The 17592-nt window shown below is 59.4% G+C and carries 18 protein-coding genes and 1 riboswitch; of the genes, 8 read left to right on the top strand and 10 right to left on the bottom strand.

The features are described from left to right. Positions 1 to 25: 25 nt before the first annotated feature. The 7 genes from thiH to GT756_RS25165 all read right to left on the bottom strand — a co-directional run bounded on the left by thiH (position 26) and on the right by GT756_RS25165 (position 6149). Positions 26 to 1159 carry a 2-iminoacetate synthase ThiH gene (thiH, locus tag GT756_RS25195; protein WP_160125121.1) on the bottom strand — a complete coding sequence of 378 codons (1134 nt, stop codon included), beginning with the start codon at positions 1157 to 1159 and terminating at the stop codon, positions 26 to 28. Beyond that, entirely contained in the window at positions 1156 to 1926 is a 771-nt protein-coding gene (gene thiG, locus GT756_RS25190) for a thiazole synthase (protein ID WP_017901113.1), read from the bottom strand. Before thiG ends, thiH begins: the two co-directional genes overlap by 4 nt. Before the next feature lies 1 nt (position 1927). Next, positions 1928 to 2128, bottom strand: coding sequence for a sulfur carrier protein ThiS (thiS, locus tag GT756_RS25185; protein ID WP_017901114.1), 201 nt, complete (start codon positions 2126 to 2128; stop codon positions 1928 to 1930). Next, complete coding sequence (gene thiF / locus GT756_RS25180; RefSeq protein ID WP_064178655.1) at positions 2112 to 2867, bottom strand: thiazole biosynthesis adenylyltransferase ThiF; 756 nt, start codon at positions 2865 to 2867, stop codon at positions 2112 to 2114. Before thiF ends, thiS begins: the two co-directional genes overlap by 17 nt. Then, a complete protein-coding gene (thiE, locus tag GT756_RS25175; protein WP_017901116.1) occupies positions 2860 to 3495 on the bottom strand; it encodes a thiamine phosphate synthase in 636 nt (211 codons plus the stop codon). Before thiE ends, thiF begins: the two co-directional genes overlap by 8 nt. Further along, complete coding sequence (thiC, locus tag GT756_RS25170; protein ID WP_023319462.1) at positions 3495 to 5390, bottom strand: phosphomethylpyrimidine synthase ThiC; 1896 nt, start codon at positions 5388 to 5390, stop codon at positions 3495 to 3497. Before thiC ends, thiE begins: the two co-directional genes overlap by 1 nt. Positions 5391 to 5474: 84 nt before the next feature. Continuing rightward, positions 5475 to 5598, bottom strand: a riboswitch (TPP riboswitch). A gap of 53 nt (positions 5599 to 5651) precedes the next feature. Then, positions 5652 to 6149, bottom strand: coding sequence for an Rsd/AlgQ family anti-sigma factor (locus tag GT756_RS25165; RefSeq protein WP_004206746.1), 498 nt, complete (start codon positions 6147 to 6149; stop codon positions 5652 to 5654). A 93-nt stretch (positions 6150 to 6242) separates the two neighbouring features. On the opposite strand from GT756_RS25165, the gene nudC reads away from it, so the two are divergent. The 6 genes from nudC (at position 6243) to GT756_RS25135 (ending at position 10605) form a co-directional block, all read left to right on the top strand. Continuing rightward, positions 6243 to 7016 (top strand): NAD(+) diphosphatase, encoded by a 774-nt coding sequence (nudC, locus tag GT756_RS25160; RefSeq protein ID WP_100051263.1) that lies wholly within the window; start codon positions 6243 to 6245, stop codon positions 7014 to 7016. 40 nt (positions 7017 to 7056) lie between these two features. Then, positions 7057 to 8121, top strand: coding sequence for a uroporphyrinogen decarboxylase (gene hemE / locus GT756_RS25155; RefSeq protein WP_004206744.1), 1065 nt, complete (start codon positions 7057 to 7059; stop codon positions 8119 to 8121). 12 nt (positions 8122 to 8133) lie between these two features. Then, positions 8134 to 8805 (top strand): deoxyribonuclease V, encoded by a 672-nt coding sequence (gene nfi / locus GT756_RS25150; protein ID WP_160125120.1) that lies wholly within the window; start codon positions 8134 to 8136, stop codon positions 8803 to 8805. Between the two features lie 42 nt (positions 8806 to 8847). Further along, positions 8848 to 9438, top strand: coding sequence for a YjaG family protein (locus GT756_RS25145; RefSeq protein ID WP_004206742.1), 591 nt, complete (start codon positions 8848 to 8850; stop codon positions 9436 to 9438). Between the two features lie 186 nt (positions 9439 to 9624). After that, entirely contained in the window at positions 9625 to 9897 is a 273-nt protein-coding gene (gene hupA, locus GT756_RS25140; RefSeq protein WP_002884342.1) for a nucleoid-associated protein HU-alpha, read from the top strand. A gap of 12 nt (positions 9898 to 9909) precedes the next feature. Then, a complete protein-coding gene (locus tag GT756_RS25135; RefSeq protein ID WP_023319466.1) occupies positions 9910 to 10605 on the top strand; it encodes a DUF1481 domain-containing protein in 696 nt (231 codons plus the stop codon). A gap of 3 nt (positions 10606 to 10608) precedes the next feature. Here GT756_RS25135 and zraP read toward each other — a convergent pair whose 3' ends face one another. Beyond that, on the bottom strand, positions 10609 to 11046 hold the full coding sequence (gene zraP, locus GT756_RS25130; protein WP_017901120.1) for a zinc resistance sensor/chaperone ZraP: 438 nt from the start codon (positions 11044 to 11046) through the stop codon (positions 10609 to 10611). A gap of 259 nt (positions 11047 to 11305) precedes the next feature. Here zraP and zraS point away from each other — a divergent pair, with 259 nt between their 5' ends. Together zraS and zraR are read left to right on the top strand one after the other, a co-directional pair. After that, positions 11306 to 12700, top strand: a complete 1395-nt coding sequence (gene zraS / locus GT756_RS25125) for a two-component system sensor histidine kinase ZraS (protein WP_017901121.1) — start codon at positions 11306 to 11308, stop codon at positions 12698 to 12700. Continuing rightward, positions 12687 to 14018: a sigma-54-dependent response regulator transcription factor ZraR gene (zraR, locus tag GT756_RS25120; protein WP_053810880.1), complete on the top strand. Its 1332-nt coding sequence runs from the start codon at positions 12687 to 12689 to the stop codon at positions 14016 to 14018. The genes zraS and zraR overlap by 14 nt, the downstream gene beginning before the upstream one ends. On the opposite strand, the gene purD is transcribed toward zraR, so the two are convergent. Together purD and purH are read right to left on the bottom strand one after the other, a co-directional pair. Next, complete coding sequence (purD, locus tag GT756_RS25115) at positions 14008 to 15303, bottom strand: phosphoribosylamine--glycine ligase (RefSeq protein ID WP_004206736.1); 1296 nt, start codon at positions 15301 to 15303, stop codon at positions 14008 to 14010. The genes zraR and purD overlap by 11 nt on opposite strands. A 15-nt stretch (positions 15304 to 15318) precedes the next feature. Beyond that, entirely contained in the window at positions 15319 to 16908 is a 1590-nt protein-coding gene (gene purH, locus GT756_RS25110) for a bifunctional phosphoribosylaminoimidazolecarboxamide formyltransferase/IMP cyclohydrolase (protein ID WP_160125119.1), read from the bottom strand. Between the last annotated feature and the right edge of the window lie 684 nt (positions 16909 to 17592).

The following is a 17592-nucleotide window of genomic DNA, read 5'->3' as shown; positions in this document are numbered from 1 at the left end:
AAATATCAGGCGCTTACACTGTTCATCATGAGGTTTGCGAGGCGCGTCCCAGCCAGCTGTCCCAGTCTTTCCATACCGGCTGCAGGCCGCGGGCAGCCAGCGCGCTGGCGACTTCTTCAGGTCGACGGCCATCGTGCGGCGCGAACTGCTCAAGCTCCGGATGATCGTCGGCGTAACCCCCGGGCTGGGTTTTGGAGAAGGCGCTGACGTTATTGATCGCCAGCGGGATCACCCGGTCGCGGAACCAGGGGGATTCGCGGGTGGATAGCGACAGCTCAACCTCCGGCGCCAGCAGGCGGAAGGCGCAGATGGTCTGCACCAGCTGACGCTCATCCATTAGCGAGGCTGGTTCAATGCCGCCGGCGCAGGGACGCAGACGCGGGAAGGAGACCGAATAGCGGCTGCGCCAGTAGCGTTGCTGCAGCCACAACAGGTGCTCAGCGACCATAAAGCAGTCCACTCGCCAGCTGTCGGAAAGGCCGATCAGCGCGCCAAGGCCGATCTTATCGATCCCCGCCTCGCCCAGGCGATCCGGCGTATCCAGCCGCCAGAAGAAATCCTGTTTTTTCCCTTTCAGATGGTGCTGGGCGTACATACCTTCGTGATAGGTCTCCTGATAGACCATCACCCCGTCGAGCCCCAGGGTTTTCAGCTCGGCATACTCGTCGGTCGCCAGCGGCTGTACCTCCATCTGCAGCGAGGCAAACTGGCTGCGGATTGCCGGCAGGTGCTGGCGGAAATAATCCATTCCCACCTTGCCCTGATGCTCACCGGTCACCAGCAGCAGATGCTCAAAACCCATGTCGCGGATCGCGGCGCACTCGCGGGCAATCTCGGCGGCATCCAGCGTCTTGCGCTTAATGCGATTGCTCATCGAGAAGCCGCAGTAGGTGCAGTCGTTGGCGCACAGGTTGGAGAGATACAGCGGCACGTAGAAGCTGACGGTATTGCCGAAGCGCTGGCGGGTAAGCCGCTGCGCGCGCTGGGCCAGAGGTTCAAGATACCCGGCCGCCGCTGGCGAAAGCAGGGCCATCATATCGTCGCGGGTCAGCTGTTTGGCCGCCAGCGCCTGTTCGACATCGGCGGCGGTTTTACTGTTGATGCGCAGGCGGATGTCGTCCCACTCCAGCTGCCGCCAGCGATCGCTAAAGGTTTTCATGCCAGCGCCTCCAGGAATCCGGTGAGCGGGCTGGTGGCCTGCGCCTGCGCGCTGCGCGCCCCCGGTCCGGCCTGACGGGCCAGCAAGCCGGCCTCGACCGCCATACGGAAGGCGTGGGCCATGGCCACGGGATCGTCGGCGACGGCAATAGCGGTATTGACCAGCACCGCGTCCGCGCCCATTTCCAGCGCCTGCGCCGCATGGCTCGGAACGCCGATGCCGGCGTCGACCACCACCGGCACCGTCGCCTGTTCGATAATAATCTCCAGCATGGCTTTGGTTTCCAGCCCCTGATTGGAGCCGATCGGCGCGCCCAGGGGCATCACCGCCGCGCAGCCAGCCTCTTCCAGCCGTTTACACAGCACCGGGTCGGCGCCGCAGTAGGGCAGCACCACGAACCCTTCGCGGACCAGCAGCTCCGCCGCTTTCAGGGTTTCAATCGGGTCGGGCAGCAGCCAGCGGGCGTCCGGGTGGATCTCCAGTTTCAGCCAGTGGGTGCCCAAGGCTTCCCGCGCCAGGCGGGCGGCAAACACCGCCTCTTCCGCTGTCTTGGCGCCCGAGGTATTCGGCAGCAGGCTGACTCCCGCCGCCAACAGCGGGGCGAGGATGGCGTCATTGTGCTGACGTAAATCGACGCGCTTCATCGCCAGGGTGACCAGCTGGCTGCCCGAGGCGCGAATCGCCTGAACCATCACCTCCGGGGCGGCGAATTTGCCGGTACCGGTGAAAAGATGGGATTCAAATGTTTTGTCTGCAATACGTAACATGTCAGCCTCCAGCGATAACCTGAAAAAGCAGGACTCGATCGCCTTCCTGCAAGAGATGATCTTCCCACCGGTCGCGCGGCAGAATGTGTTGATTGAGCGCCAGCGCGACGCCCGGCTGCAGCTGTTCGAGCTGGGTCAGCAGGGCGCTGACGCTGAGATGGTCGGCGCATGCCAGCGGCTCGTCGTTAAACCAGATCTGCATGCCGCCCTCCGCAAATCGGGCAGTCCCGGGAACGCTGTAGCGCCAGGTTACGCCAGTTGCTGGTGCGGGCGTCGAACAGCCGCAGAGTGTTGCGCGGCGTCGTCATGCCGCTGAGCAGCTTAATGGCCTCCAGCGCCTGCAGCGTGCCCATCATGCCGACCACCGGACCGACGATCCCCGCGGTGCGGCAGTTGCGCTGCGGTTCGTCGCTATCCGGCCACAGGCAGCGATAGCAACCCTGCGTCCAGGGGGGGGTGAGCACCATCAGCTGACCGCCGAAGCCGACGGCGCTGGCGGTCACTAACGGGATGTCGAGGGCCACGCAGGCGGCATTGATCGCCTGGCGGGTGACCATGTTATCGGTACAGTCCAGCACCACGTCCGCTTTCGCCACCTCGGCGCGCAGCGCCTCGCCGCTTAAGCGCTGCTGGAGCGCAACCAGTGTGATCTGCGGATTTAGCTGGCTGAGCCGCGTCTTTGCCGCCGCGGCTTTTGGCCGATCGATATCCGCGCTGGTGAACAGGATCTGCCGCTGCAGATTGCTGAGATGCACGGCGTCGTCATCGGCCAGGGTCAGCGTCCCGACGCCAGCCCCGGCCAGATAGAGCGCCGCCGGGGAGCCCAGCCCGCCAAGGCCGATAATCAGCACCCGGCTGGCTAACAGCTTCTGCTGACCCTCGATGGCAATATCCTCCAGCAGCAGCTGGCGGCTATAGCGCATAAAGTCGTGATCATTCATCGCCCGCTCCTGCCAGCGCCAGCAGCTGGTCGGTCGCTGCCCGCCAGTCCGCCGCCTGGGTGATGGCGCTGACCACTGCGATGCTGCCGACGCCGGTCGCCAGCACCGCCGGGGCCTTTTCAAGGCTAATTCCGCCGATCGCCACGGTGGGGTAATCCGCCAGGCGTTGGATATGTCTGGCAAGCTGCTCGAGTCCCTGCGGCGCGGAGGGCATCTGTTTGGTTTGCGTCGGGAAGACGTGACCCAGAGCGATGTAAGAGGGACGCGCCGCCAGGGCGATATCAATCTCCATATCGTCATGGGTGGAGACGCCAAGACGTAGCCCGGCTTTGCGGATGGCGCTCAGATCGGTGGTTTCCAGATCTTCTTGTCCGAGATGTACGCCGTAGGCCTGGTGCTTGATCGCCAGTCGCCAGTAATCGTTAATGAACAGCCGGGCGTGATAGCGGCGGCCAAGGGCGATGGCGGCGATGACGTCATCCTCCACCTCGCTGTCGCGTCGGTCCTTGATGCGTAACTGAAGGGTGCGTACTCCAGCTTCGAGCAGGCGTTCAATCCACGCCACGCTGTCCACTACCGGGTAGAGCCCGAGACGAAACGGGACGGGTGGAAAATCAGGCTGATACATCAGACTTCCTCCTGTTTCAGGTAGATTTCGCCGCCGCGGGCGCGGAAGTGATGCGACATATCGGCCATGCCGGCGTCGATGGCCTGCCTGGCGGCGTAGTCGCGGACTTCCTGAGTGATCTTCATTGAACAGAATTTCGGACCGCACATGGAGCAGAAGTGGGCAACTTTGCCGGATTCCTGCGGCAGGGTTTCATCGTGATAGGCCCGAGCGGTGAACGGATCCAGCGCGAGGTTAAACTGGTCTTCCCAGCGGAATTCGAAGCGCGCCTTCGACATGGCGTTATCGCGGATCTGCGCCCCTGGATGGCCTTTCGCCAGGTCAGCGGCGTGGGCGGCGATTTTGTAGGTAATCAACCCCTGCTTCACATCCTCTTTGTTGGGCAAGCCGAGATGCTCTTTCGGCGTGACATAGCACAGCATGGCGCAGCCGAACCAGCCGATCATCGCCGCGCCGATGCCGGAGGTGAAATGGTCGTAGCCCGGCGCAATGTCGGTGGTGAGCGGCCCGAGGGTGTAGAACGGCGCTTCGTGGCAGTGCTCCAGCTCTTCGGTCATATTGCGGCGGATCATCTGCATCGGCACGTGGCCGGGACCTTCGATCATCACCTGCACGTCATACTCCCAGGCGATTTTCGTCAGCTCGCCGAGGGTGCGCAGCTCGGAGAACTGTGCTTCGTCGTTGGCATCCTGAATGGAGCCGGGGCGCAGGCCATCGCCCAGCGACAGCGAAACGTCATAGGCGGCGCAGATTTCGCAGATTTCGCGGAAATGCTGGTAGAGGAAGTTTTCCTGATGGTGCGACAGACACCATTTGGCCATGATCGAGCCGCCGCGCGAGACGATGCCGGTCAGACGCTTCGCGGTCATCGGGACGTAGCGCAGCAGTACGCCGGCGTGAATGGTGAAGTAGTCGACTCCCTGTTCGGCCTGTTCCAGCAGGGTATCGCGGAAGACTTCCCAGGTGAGGTTCTCGGCGATGCCGTTGACCTTCTCCAGTGCCTGGTAAATCGGCACAGTGCCGATGGGGACCGGACTGTTACGCAGGATCCACTCGCGGGTTTCGTGGATATAGCGGCCGGTAGAGAGATCCATCACCGTATCGGCGCCCCAGCGGGTAGACCAGACCAGTTTCTCGACCTCTTCTTCGATGGAGGAGGTCACCGCCGAGTTGCCGATATTAGCATTCACTTTTACCAGGAAGTTGCGCCCGATAATCATCGGCTCAGACTCCGGGTGGTTGATATTGGCCGGGATGATGGCGCGCCCGGCGGCCACTTCATCGCGGACAAACTCGGGGGTAATGTTTTCCGGCAGGCGGGCGCCGAAGCCTTCTCCGGCATGCTGCTGGCGCAGAACTTCGCTGCGAATACGTTCACGGCCCATGTTTTCGCGTATGGCGATGAACTCCATCTCCGGGGTGACGATCCCCTGGCGGGCGTAGTGCAGTTGGGTAACACATTTGCCGGCAACGGCGCGTTTTGGCGTCAGCTGGCTATTGAAGCGCAGCTCATCGAGGCCGTCATCGGCCAGCCGCGCTTTGGTATAGGCCGAGCTGCGTTCGCTGAGCGGGGCGCAGTCATTACGTGCGTCGATCCACGGCTGGCGCAGCCTGGCCAGCCCCTGGCGGACATCAATGCCAATATCCGGGTCGCCATAAGGCCCGGAGGTGTCATACACCGGGATAGGTTCGTTGGCTTCGTAATGGGGGTTATCGTTATCGCCGCCGACGAGGGTCGGGCTGAGCTGGATTTCACGCATTGGGACGCGGATATCCGCTTGTGAACCTTGAATGTAGATACGGCGCGAATTAGGAAAAGCAGCGCCTTCCAGCGTATCGATAAATCGCTGCGCGTGCTCGCGTAGCTCACGACGGGTCAGTTTGGTAGTAGACATAGCGCATTCCAGATATAAAGGACATGGCTTGTCAGACGACGGATGGAGTAACAGATGCGATCGGCCCTGACGGACTGACGCGAACAGCAGTTTACTCTTGTTCCCTTCGCAGGTATTAGCCTGATCAGGTTCCGCGGATCCCGAATTAACGGTCTCAGCCTTTTCCATGTAGCCTTCACATGGAAAATAAGCACTCCGACAAGATGACATCCCCTCCGGGGAGGGGGAATGGAGGTAAACTACTCGTTAATTGCGCACAACTCAAGCGGTCGGGGCAATATTATCGCGCACCTCATCGCTCAGGTGATGGGCGACGGCGAGGGCGATCAGTTTATCTTCCAGGGCGAAACGCGCTTCCAGCGACTCGCCGATATCCGACAGCGCCTGCTGAAATTCAAGGTAGTTATCATGATCAATGGCGTTTTCGAGGCAGGTATCGTAGTAGTCCATCATCTGCTGGGTATTGGCTTCCAGCTGCGGGTAAAGCCGGGTGGCGGCTAAAAGTGGGGTATCGCCTTCCATTTCGCCAATAATGCGTTCATAAATACTAAAATGACCGGACGAGAGGTAATCCACCAGACTTTGGCAAAAGTCATCCAGCGCCTTTTCGTTTAGCCGCATAAACGACTCTTTGCCCGGTTTCAGGCCAACCAGATTGTAGTAAGCCACGAGCAGATGCTTACGCACTTGTAGCCAGCGATCGACCAGTTCATTACTACCGCCAACGCGCTCCGTCAGATTTTCCAGCTGGTTTAGCATGATTGACTCCGCTAGTTTTGATTTAAATCTGCTCACCAAAATGTAAATATAATGTTAACAACATGCCAGTGAAGCAAAGGTAGTGCAATAGATATGGATCGTATTATTGAAAAATTAGATCGCGGCTGGTGGGTTGTCAGTCACGAACAAAAATTATGGTTGCCTGGTGGAGAATTACCACATGGCGAAGCGGTTAATTTCGATCTTGTCGGCCAGCATGCGCTGCATATTGGCGAATGGCAGGGGGAGCCCGTCTGGATGGTGCGCCAGGATCGCCGCCATGACATGGGATCGTTACGCCAGGTGCTGGATCAGGATCCGGGTCTATTCCAGCTGGCGGGGCGAGGGATCCAGCTTGCCGAATTTTACCGATCGCATAAATTTTGCGGCTACTGCGGCCACCCGATGCATGCCAGTAAAAGTGAATGGGCGATGCTGTGCAGCCACTGCCGTGAACGTTACTACCCGCAAATCGCCCCGTGCATTATCGTCGCTATCCGTCGCGACGATGCGATCCTGCTGGCGCAACATACCCGACATCGCAATGGGGTACACACCGTGCTGGCCGGGTTCGTCGAGGTTGGCGAAACCCTTGAGCAGGCGGTCGCCCGTGAGGTGATGGAGGAGAGCGGTATCAAGGTGAAAAATCTGCGCTACGTGACTTCTCAACCCTGGCCGTTCCCCCAGTCGCTGATGACTGCCTTTATGGCGGATTACGCAGGGGGCGATATCGTGGTGGATAAAAAAGAGTTACTCAGCGCGGACTGGTACCGCTATGACGATCTGCCGCTTCTGCCGCCGCCAGGTACGGTGGCGCGCCGGCTTATCGAAGATACCGTCGCGATGTGTCGGGCAGAGTTCGAGTGACATGTTACACTGGGCGTATCAACGCTAAAGGAATGTAAAAATGACCGAACTGAAGAACGATCGTTACCTGCGCGCGCTGCTGCGTCAGCCGGTTGATGTCACCCCGGTGTGGATGATGCGCCAGGCGGGCCGCTATTTACCGGAGTACAAAGCCACCCGTGCGCAAGCGGGCGACTTTATGTCGCTGTGTAAAAATGCCGAGCTGGCCTGCGAAGTGACGCTCCAGCCGCTGCGTCGTTATCCGCTGGACGCGGCGATCCTCTTTTCGGACATCCTGACCATCCCGGACGCCATGGGACTGGGGCTGTACTTTGAGGCAGGCGAAGGCCCGCGCTTCACCTCGCCGGTGAAAAGCAAAGCCGACGTCGACAAGCTGCCAGTCCCGGATCCCGAGCAGGAACTGGGCTACGTGATGAATGCCGTGCGCACCATTCGCCGTGAACTGAAAGGCGAAGTGCCGCTGATCGGTTTTTCCGGTAGCCCATGGACGCTGGCGACCTACATGGTGGAAGGTGGCAGCAGTAAGGCTTTCACCGTCATCAAAAAGATGATGTACGCCGAACCGCAGGCGCTGCACGCGCTGCTGGATAAACTGGCGAAGAGCGTCACCCTGTACCTCAACGCGCAGATCAAAGCCGGCGCGCAGTCAGTAATGATTTTTGACACCTGGGGCGGGGTGCTGACCGGTCGCGACTATCAGCAGTTTTCCCTCTACTATATGCATAAAATCGTCGATGGCCTGCTGCGGGAAAACGAAGGCCGCCGCGTGCCGGTGACCCTGTTCACCAAAGGCGGCGGTCAGTGGCTGGAAGCGATGGCGGAGACCGGCTGTGACGCGCTGGGTCTCGACTGGACCACCGATATTGCCGATGCCCGTCGTCGCGTGGGCGACAAAGTCGCGCTGCAGGGCAACATGGATCCGTCCATGCTCTATGCGCCCCCCGCGCGTATTGAAGAAGAAGTCGCGACCATCCTCGCCGGCTTTGGTCAGGGGGAAGGCCACGTCTTTAACCTCGGCCACGGCATCCATCAGGACGTTGACCCTGAGCATGCGGGCGTCTTTGTTGAAGCGGTGCATCGTCTTTCCGCACCCTATCACCAGTAGGAGATCAGCCATATGGATTTAGCCGCACTCCGTATCCAACAGCAACAGTTAGCCGCGTCGGTAGAGCGGGCGGATCGACTGGATCGCGACCCGCCAGTATTGATCGGCGGTGCGGATGTCGGGTTTGAGCAGGAAGGGGAGATCACCCGGGCTGCGATGGTGCTGCTGACCTGGCCTGAACTGGAGCTGGTGGAGTATCAGGTGGCGCGCGTCGCCACTTCCATGCCCTATATTCCCGGCTTTCTCTCGTTTCGCGAAACCCCTGCGCTGCTGGCGGCGTGGGAGCAGCTTTCGCAAAAACCGGACCTGTTGTTTGTTGACGGCCACGGTATCTCCCATCCCCGGCGGCTCGGCGTCGCCAGCCATTTTGGCCTGATGATCGACGTGCCGACCATCGGGGTGGCGAAAAAACGGCTGTGCGGCAAAATCGGCGACCTGGGTGATGAGCCCGGTGCGCTGGCCCCGCTGATGGATAAAAATGAGCAACTGGCTTGGGTCTGGCGCAGCAAAGTGCGCTGCAACCCGCTGTTTATTAGCACCGGCCACCGGGTAGGCATGGACAGCGCTTTAATGTGGGTCGAACGCTGCATGCGAGGCTATCGTCTGCCCGAACCGACGCGCTGGGCCGATGCGGTGGCTTCCCGCCGTCCGTCGTTTGTGCGTTGGCAAGCAAATCACAGCTGATTCAGGTACACTGCGCCTAATTTCTGACTTCGAGAATTCATCATGTTACAAAACCCGATTCACCTGCGCCTGGAGAAGCTGGAAAGCTGGCAGCATGTCACTTTTATGGCCTGCCTGTGCGAGCGTATGTACCCCAACTACGCGATGTTCTGCAAGCAAACCGAGTTTGGCGACGGCCAGCTGTACCGTCGTATCCTGGATCTGATCTGGGAAACGCTGACGGTCAAAGATGCGAAGGTGAATTTCGATAGTCAGCTGGAGAAACTGGAAGAGGCGATCCCGGCGGCAGATGATTTCGACCTGTACGGTGTTTATCCGGCCATAGACGCCTGCGTGGCGTTGAGCGAACTGATCCATTCACGTCTGAGCGGCGAAACGCTCGAGCACGCGATCGAGGTGAGCAAAACCTCTATCACCACCGTGGCGATGCTGGAAATGACCCAGGAAGGTCGCGAAATGACCGACGAAGAGCTGAAAGCGAACCCGGCGGTAGAGCAGGAATGGGACATTCAGTGGGAAATTTTCCGCCTGCTGGCCGACTGCGAAGAGCGTGACCTTGAGCTGATAAAAGGCCTGCGCGCGGACCTGCGTGAGGCCGGCGAGAGCAATATTGGTATAAATTTTCAGCAGTGAGACCAGAAAACGTGATTTACCGCCTGAATTGTAGCGTCTGAAGGCTTCCATTCCGCCCCCCGTCTGGTCTACATTTGGAGGGCGAAAAAAAGTGGCTATCGGTGCGTGTATGCAGGAGGGTGCTTTTTTGGCATTTCCGTCGCACTCGATGCTTAGCAAGCGATAAACACATTGTAAGGATAACTTATGAACAAGACTCAACTGATTGATGTAATTGCGGACAAAGCTGACCTGTCCAAAGCACAGGCTAAAGCTGCCCTGGAATCTACCCTGGCTGCAATTACTGAGTCTCTGAAAGAAGGTGATGCTGTTCAACTGGTTGGTTTCGGTACCTTCAAAGTGAACCACCGCGCTGAGCGTACTGGCCGCAACCCGCAGACCGGTAAAGAGATCAAAATCGCTGCAGCTAACGTGCCGGCATTTGTTTCTGGCAAAGCACTGAAAGACGCAGTTAAGTAAGACCGCGTGGCAGTGAACAGTTTTATCGAAGGGGCTATTAAGCCCCTTTTGTCTGTCTGGCGCCGGCCTCTGGCGCTGGCGGGCATCCTGTTGCTGACTGCCTGCAGCCATAACGCGTCGCTACCACCATTTACCGCCAGCGGTTATGCGGACAACCAGGGGGCGATGCGTATCTGGCGTAAAGATTCTGGCGATGAAGTCCATCTTCTCGCCGCCTTCAGCCCGTGGCGTCACGGGGACACCTCGACCAGCGAATATCGCTGGCAGGGCGATCAGCTGACGCTGATTGAACTCAATGTCTACGGCAAGCCGCCGGAACATATTCGTGCCCGCTTCGACGCGCAGGGCGATCTTAGCTTTATGCAGCGGGAAGTTGACGGGCAGAAGCAGCAACTCTCCAGCGACCAGGTCGCGCTGTACCGTTATCGCGCCGAGCAGATCCGCCAGACCAGCGACGCCCTCCGCCAGGGACGGGTCGTCCTGCGTCAGGGACGCTGGAACGCCGCCGCGCATACCGTGCTGACCTGTGAAGGGCAGACGGTCACGCCCGACCTCGATAGTCGGGCTCTGGCGCACATTGAACGTCGGCAGAGCCACGCTTCCGCCGCGGTGAGCATTGCCTGGCTGGAGGCGCCGGAAGGCTCTCAACTGCTGCTGGTGGCCAATGAAAACTTCTGCACCTGGCAGCCGACGGAAAAAAGCTTCTAACCTTTACCAGTGATTCATGCCCATATGACCGCCGCCGCTACCGCGACAGCCGCCATATCCCATTCCTGCGCCGCGGGGAACGCCAGCCTCAGCCAGGGCGAGATCTAATTTCACCCGCTGCTGATCCAGCTTCTGGCGTAAGCCTTCCATCTCCTGAGCGACGGCTTCAATCTTGCCGCTGTCCGGCTTTTGCGCCGTGAGCAACGCATTGTACTCATAGCGTTTGGACTGCAACTGCTGGCGCAGGGCGCTGGTTTGCTCATAGTAATCGTTATGCAGCTTTTGCGCGGTAGCCTGCTGCTCCTGGGTCAGCTGACTGTAGCCCTGGTTGCCGATCCCGTTATTGTTGCCCCAGTGGTGGTTGGCCCAGGCCGTGTTGCTGCCGAAGGTCAGCGCGGCTAAGGTAACGAGGGCGAGAGGTAAGGTACGGTTCCGTTTCATGGCATTTTCTCCTGTGTGGTTTCTCTCGGTATTGCATCTTTCATGCCAGCCTGAAAAAGCCCGTCCGTGCAGGCCTGCCGAGGCCGTTAAAGAGAAGAGCGAGTAAAAATGACCCGTTCCGCCCGGGACCGGCGAGTCATTTTTACTCGCTAAAGCGCAGGCGATATGTTTGAGAGCAGGTTTGGCCGCGCGGAAACATGGCATGATTTCTGCTGAAAGATCCTGCTGATAGCGAAAAGGAGATGACAAGGACTCGCCGATGAAGATCAAACCTTTTTCCCGGGACGCTGCCGCTGGCGCGCTGAGCTGGCTGCTGACCGGTACGGTAGTGCTGCTGGTGGTGCTGTTCTCCGCGATGATCGTCCGCGACTACGGTCGTGAGACGACCGCCGCCCGACAAACTATCGAGGAGAAGGGGAGCGTACTGATCCGCGCGCTGGAGTCCGGCACGCGCGTTGGCATGGGAATGCGGATGCACCACGCGCAGCTGCAGGCCCTGCTGGAAGAGATGGCCTGGCAGCCGGGCGTCCTGTGGTTCGCGGTGACTGATGACAATGGCGCCATCATCGCCCACAGCGATCCGCAGCAGGTGGGTCAAACGCTCTACAGCCCCGCGCAGATGCGTGCGCTGGCGGTTGGCGAACAGGCTCGCTGGCGGCGGCTTAGCGAGCCGCAGCCGGCCATGGAGATCTATCGCCAGTTTCGCCCGCTCAATCCGGCCCGCGGCCACCATATGGGCATGATGAATCGCGGCAACAGCGCCCTGGCTCAAGCCAGTATCCCGCAGGTGATTTTTATCGCCTTTGATAGCCGCGAGCTGGATGCCGCGCAGGCCAGGGGGCAGCGGAATATGGCCATCATGCTGGGCGCCGCCGCGTTGGTGACAGCGGCAACGATCCTTGCCCAGTTCTGGTTCCGCCGCTATCGCCGCTCACGGAAACAACTGCTGGAGGCGATGGCCCGCAAAGAGAAACTGCTGGCACTTGGCCATCTGGCGGCAGGCGTGGCGCACGAGATCCGCAATCCGCTCTCGTCGATTAAAGGGCTGGCAAAATATTTTGCCGAGCGCACGCCGCCGGGCGGTGAGTCACATCAGTTAGCGCAGGTGATGGCCAAAGAGGCCGACCGCCTCAATCGGGTGGTCAGTGAGCTGCTGGAGCTGGTCCGGCCCGCGCATTTAAATTACCAGCCGGTGGATATTAACGCGCTTATCCACCACTCATTGCAGTTGGTTAGCCAGGATGCGCAGAGTCGCGGGATCGCGCTGCAATTTACGCCGCGCCCGGAGCTCTCCACGATCAACGCCGATGCCGACCGCCTGAACCAGGTGCTGTTGAACCTGTACCTGAACGCGATGCAGGCGATTGGCCGCGACGGCGTCATTCACGTATCGGCAAGTGAAGCCGATCGGCGACGTATGAAAATAGTCGTTAAGGATAGCGGTAAGGGGATGAGCGATGAAGAGCTACAGGCCATCTTCACTCCTTATTTCACCACCAAGGCGGACGGCACCGGGCTGGGGCTGGCGGTGGTGCAGAATATTATCGAACAACATGGCGGGACGATCCGCGCCGAAAGTCAGCCGGGGGCTGGAGCGATATTTACGCTTTGGCTACCGCTGGATGCTCAACGGAGGGAAGATGAGCAGCGATAAGGTACAGATTCTGGTTGTCGATGATGACATCAGCCACTGCACGATCTTGCAGGCGCTGCTGCGCGGCTGGGGCTATCAGGTGGCATTAGCCCACAACGGCCGGCAGGCGCTGGAGCAGATCCATCATCAGGTTTTCGACCTGGTACTGTGCGATATTCGCATGGCGGAGCTGGACGGTATCGCAACGTTAAAAGAGATAAAAGCCTATAACCCGGCGATCCCGGTGCTGATCATGACGGCGTTCTCCAGCGTCGATACGGCGGTGGAGGCCATTAAGTCCGGGGCGCTGGATTATCTGATTAAACCGCTGGATTTTGACACGTTACAGCAGACGTTAGTCCAGGCACTGGCACACACCCGTCATAGCGAGGGCGACCCCAGCGTTGCGACGGATCTACGGTGGGGCATGATTGGCGACAGCCCGGCGATGCAGGCGCTTCTTAACGAAATTACGCTGGTAGCCCCTTCGGACGCGACGGTGCTGATCCATGGGGAGTCGGGAACCGGTAAGGAACTGGTGGCGCGCGCCATCCACGCCTGCAGCGGGCGCGGTGATAAGCCGCTGGTGACGCTCAACTGTGCGGCGCTGAATGAGTCGCTGCTGGAGTCGGAACTCTTCGGCCATGAAAAAGGGGCGTTTACCGGCGCGGAGCGGCGACGTGAGGGGCGCTTTGTCGAAGCGGATGGCGGCACGCTGTTCCTCGATGAAATTGGCGATATCTCGCCATTGATGCAGGTGCGTCTGCTGCGGGCGATTCAGGAGCGGGAGGTGCAGCGTGTCGGCAGCAACCAGACGCTTGCCGTTGATGTGCGGCTGATCGCCGCCACCCACCGCAACCTCGCCGAAGAGGTCAGCGCCGGGCGTTTTCGCCAGGATCTCTATTACCGCCTGAACGTCGTGACTATTGAGATGCCGCCGCTGCGCCGGCGCCGGGAAGATATTCCGCAGCTGGCGCAGCACTTTCTCAAACGCTATGCCGAACGCAATCGTAAGGCGGTAAAGGGGTTCACGCCACAGGCGATGGACCTGCTGATCCACTACCCCTGGCCGGGCAATATTCGCGAGCTGGAAAACGCGGTGGAGCGGGCGGTGGTGCTACTGACCGGAAACTATATCTCTGAGCGAGAACTGCCGCTGGCGATCGCCGGTACGCCGCTGCCATCAGGCGGGAGCGAGGAGGGGGGAATTCAGCCGTTAGTGGAAGTGGAGAAAGAGGTGATTCTGGCGGCGCTGGAAAAAACGGGCGGCAACAAAACCGAAGCCGCCCGTCAGTTAGGCATTACGCGGAAAACGCTGCTGGCGAAACTTAGCCGTTAGCCTTTTCACGTTCGATGGCGCGCCAGCCGATATCGCTACGGCTAAAGCTACCGTCCCAGCGAATGTCGGTCAGCAGCTGATAGGCGCGCTGCTGCGCCTGCGCTACGGTATCGCCCAGGGCGGTGACGCACAGTACGCGACCGCCGTTGGTGACCACGCGCTGGTCGTCAGACAGTTTCGTGCCGGCGTGGAAGACTTTACCGTCTGCCGCTTCCTGCTGCGGCAGACCATGGATCTCATCGCCCGTGTTGTAGTTGCCCGGATAGCCGCCGGCGGCAACCACCACGCCCAGCGACGCGCGGTCATCCCACTCGGAGGTTTTCTCATCCAGCTTGCCCGCGCAGGCGGCGAGGCACAGCTCTACCAGGTCGGATTTCATGCGCAGCATGATCGGCTGGGTTTCCGGATCGCCAAAGCGGCAGTTGAACTCAATGACCTTCGGGTTGCCCTGCTTGTCGATCATCAGACCGGCATACAGGAAACCGGTATAGGTGTTGCCTTCCGCGGCCATGCCCTTCACGGTTGGCCAGATAATCCGCTCCATGGTGCGCTGATGGACTTCATCAGTCACGACCGGCGCCGGAGAATAAGCGCCCATCCCACCGGTATTCGGGCCGGTATCGCCGTTGCCGACGCGTTTGTGATCCTGGCTGGTGGCCATCGGCAGGACGTGCTCGCCGTCGACCATCACAATAAAGCTGGCCTCTTCGCCATCGAGGAACTCTTCAATGACGATGCGGTGTCCGGCGTCGCCGAAAGCGTTACCGGCCAGCATGTCTTTGACCGCCGCTTCGGCTTCCTCGAGGGTCATCGCCACGATAACGCCTTTACCCGCCGCCAGACCGTCGGCTTTGATGACGATCGGCGCGCCTTTCTCGCGCAGATAAGCCAGCGCTGGCTCAACGTCGGTGAAGTTCTGATATTCCGCCGTCGGGATATGATGACGAGCAAGGAAATCTTTGGTGAAGGCCTTCGAACCTTCCAGCTGCGCAGCGCCTTCGGTTGGCCCGAAGATGGCCAGCCCGGCGGCACGAAACGCGTCAACCACGCCAATGACCAACGGCGCTTCCGGGCCAACGATGGTCAGGTCGATATTTTCATCCTGGGCGAAGCGAAGCAGCGCCGGAATATCGGTAACGCCGATGGCGACGTTTTGCAGCGACGGCTCCAGCGCGGTACCGGCGTTGCCCGGCGCGACGTAGACGGTATCAACCAGCGGCGATTGGGCCGCTTTCCAGGCCAGGGCGTGTTCGCGCCCGCCGTTGCCGATTACTAATACTTTCATCTGCTGCTCCATGAATTAATGGCGGAAGTGGCGCATGTCGGTGAAGATCATGGCGATGCCGTGTTCGTCAGCGGCGGCAATCACTTCGTCGTCGCGGATAGAGCCGCCCGGCTGAATAATGCAGGTGATGCCGACCGCTGCCGCGGCGTCAATCCCGTCGCGGAATGGGAAGAAGGCGTCAGAGGCCATGGCGGAGCCTTTCACTTCCAGACCTTCATCACCGGCTTTAATTCCGGCGATTTTCGCCGAGTAGACGCGGCTCATCTGACCGGCGCCTATGCCGATGGTCATATTGTCTTTGGCATACACGATGGCGTTGGATTTGACGAATTTCGCCACTTTCCAGCAGAACAGCGCATCGCGCAGCTCTTGCTCGCTCGGCTGACGTTTGCTGACCACGCGCAGTTCACCCGCGGTGACCATACCGAGATCGCGGTCCTGAACCAGCAGACCACCGTTAACGCGTTTGAAATCGAGACCGGCAACGCGCGCATCCCACTGACCGCAGGTCAGTACGCGGACGTTCTGCTTCGCGGCAGTGATTTTCAGCGCTTCTTCGCTGGCGGACGGGGCGATGATCACCTCGACAAACTGGCGAGAGATGATCGCCTGCGCGGTGTCGGCATCCAGTTCGCGGTTGAAGGCGATGATGCCGCCGAACGCGGAGGTCGGGTCGGTTTTGTATGCGCGATCGTAGGCGTCGAGGATCGAGTCGCTAACGGCAACGCCGCATGGGTTAGCGTGCTTAACGATCACGCAGGCCGGTTCGTTGAACTCTTTCACGCACTCCAGCGCCGCATCGGTATCGGCAATGTTGTTATAGGAGAGCGCTTTGCCCTGCAGCTGGGTAGCGGTTGCCACGGAAGCTTCTTTGACATTCTCTTCTATATAGAAGGCAGCCTGCTGGTGGCTGTTTTCGCCGTAGCGCATATCCTGCTTCTTAATGAAGTTCAGATTCAGGGTGCGTGGGAAGCGGCCAGCGGCTTCTTTGCTTTCGCCGTGATAGGCCGGAACCATGCTGCCGAAGTAGTTGGCGATCATGCTGTCATACGCGGCGGTGTGTTCGAAGGCTTTAATGGCGAGGTCGAAGCGGGTGTCCAGCGTCAGGGAGCCTTCGTTGGCGTCCATCTCATTAATGATGGCGGTGTAGTCGCTGCTCTTCACCACGATGGCGACGTCTTTGTGGTTCTTCGCCGCGGAGCGGACCATGGTCGGGCCGCCGATATCGATGTTTTCCACCGCGTCTTCCAGCGAGCATCCTTCGCGAGCGACGGTCTGGGCAAACGGATAGAGGTTAACGACCACCATATCGATAGGCGCGATCCCGTGCTGCTGCATGATGCCGTCATCCTGACCGCGACGGCCGAGGATGCCGCCGTGTACTTTCGGATGCAGGGTTTTCACGCGTCCATCCATCATTTCCGGGAAACCGGTGTAGTCAGAGACTTCGGTTACCGGCAGGCCTTTATCTGCCAGCAGGCGAGCGGTGCCGCCAGTGGACAGCAGCTCGACACCACGAGCGGAAAGCGCCTGCGCGAATTCGACGATACCGGCCTTGTCAGAAACACTGAGCAGAGCGCGGCGGACTGGACGACGTTGTTGCATGGTATTAAATCCCCAGGATTTGAACATTACAGAGAGCGTTAGGTGAGTTTTTGCCTAAAAACTCACCTAACGCACCCAACCGGGCATCCGTGTCATAGCGCGGCATTGTAACGAAAACGTTTGCGCAACGCTCGCGAATTTTTATCTTTCTCTCCAGGCCGGTGAATCTCCTTCTATATAGCTGGCGATCCACGGGGCTGGCGGTCATGTTTTTACGCTCTCCTGTGGATAATTCTGTGTGTAACGAGGTATAAAGCGGGGTTTTGCTGGGGAATGCAGCAGTCAGTCATTTTTCTGCCATTTTTCTATTGCGGGCGCTCGAGAACTCCCTATAATGCGCCTCCATCGACACGGCGGATGTGAATCACTTCACACAAACAGCCGGTTCGGTTGAAGAGAAAAATCCTGAAAAACGGGTTGACTCTGAAAGAGGAAAGCGTAATATACGCCACCTCGCGACAGAGCGCTAAAGCGCGTCGCAACTGCTCTTTAACAATTTATCAGACAATCTGTGTGGGCACTCAAAGTGACATGGATTCTTAATGTCTTCGGACAATAAATGAATACCAAGTCTCAAGAGTGAACACGTAATTCATTACGAAGTTTAATTCTTTGAGCATCAAACTTAAATTGAAGAGTTTGATCATGGCTCAGATTGAACGCTGGCGGCAGGCCTAACACATG

The sequence above is a fragment of the Klebsiella sp. Q2 genome (genome assembly GCF_009900705.1).
GTDB classification, from domain to species: domain Bacteria; phylum Pseudomonadota; class Gammaproteobacteria; order Enterobacterales; family Enterobacteriaceae; genus Klebsiella; species Klebsiella quasipneumoniae.
The sequence above is the reverse complement of the archived record's forward strand: the minus strand, read 5'-3'. Positions and strand labels throughout refer to the sequence as shown.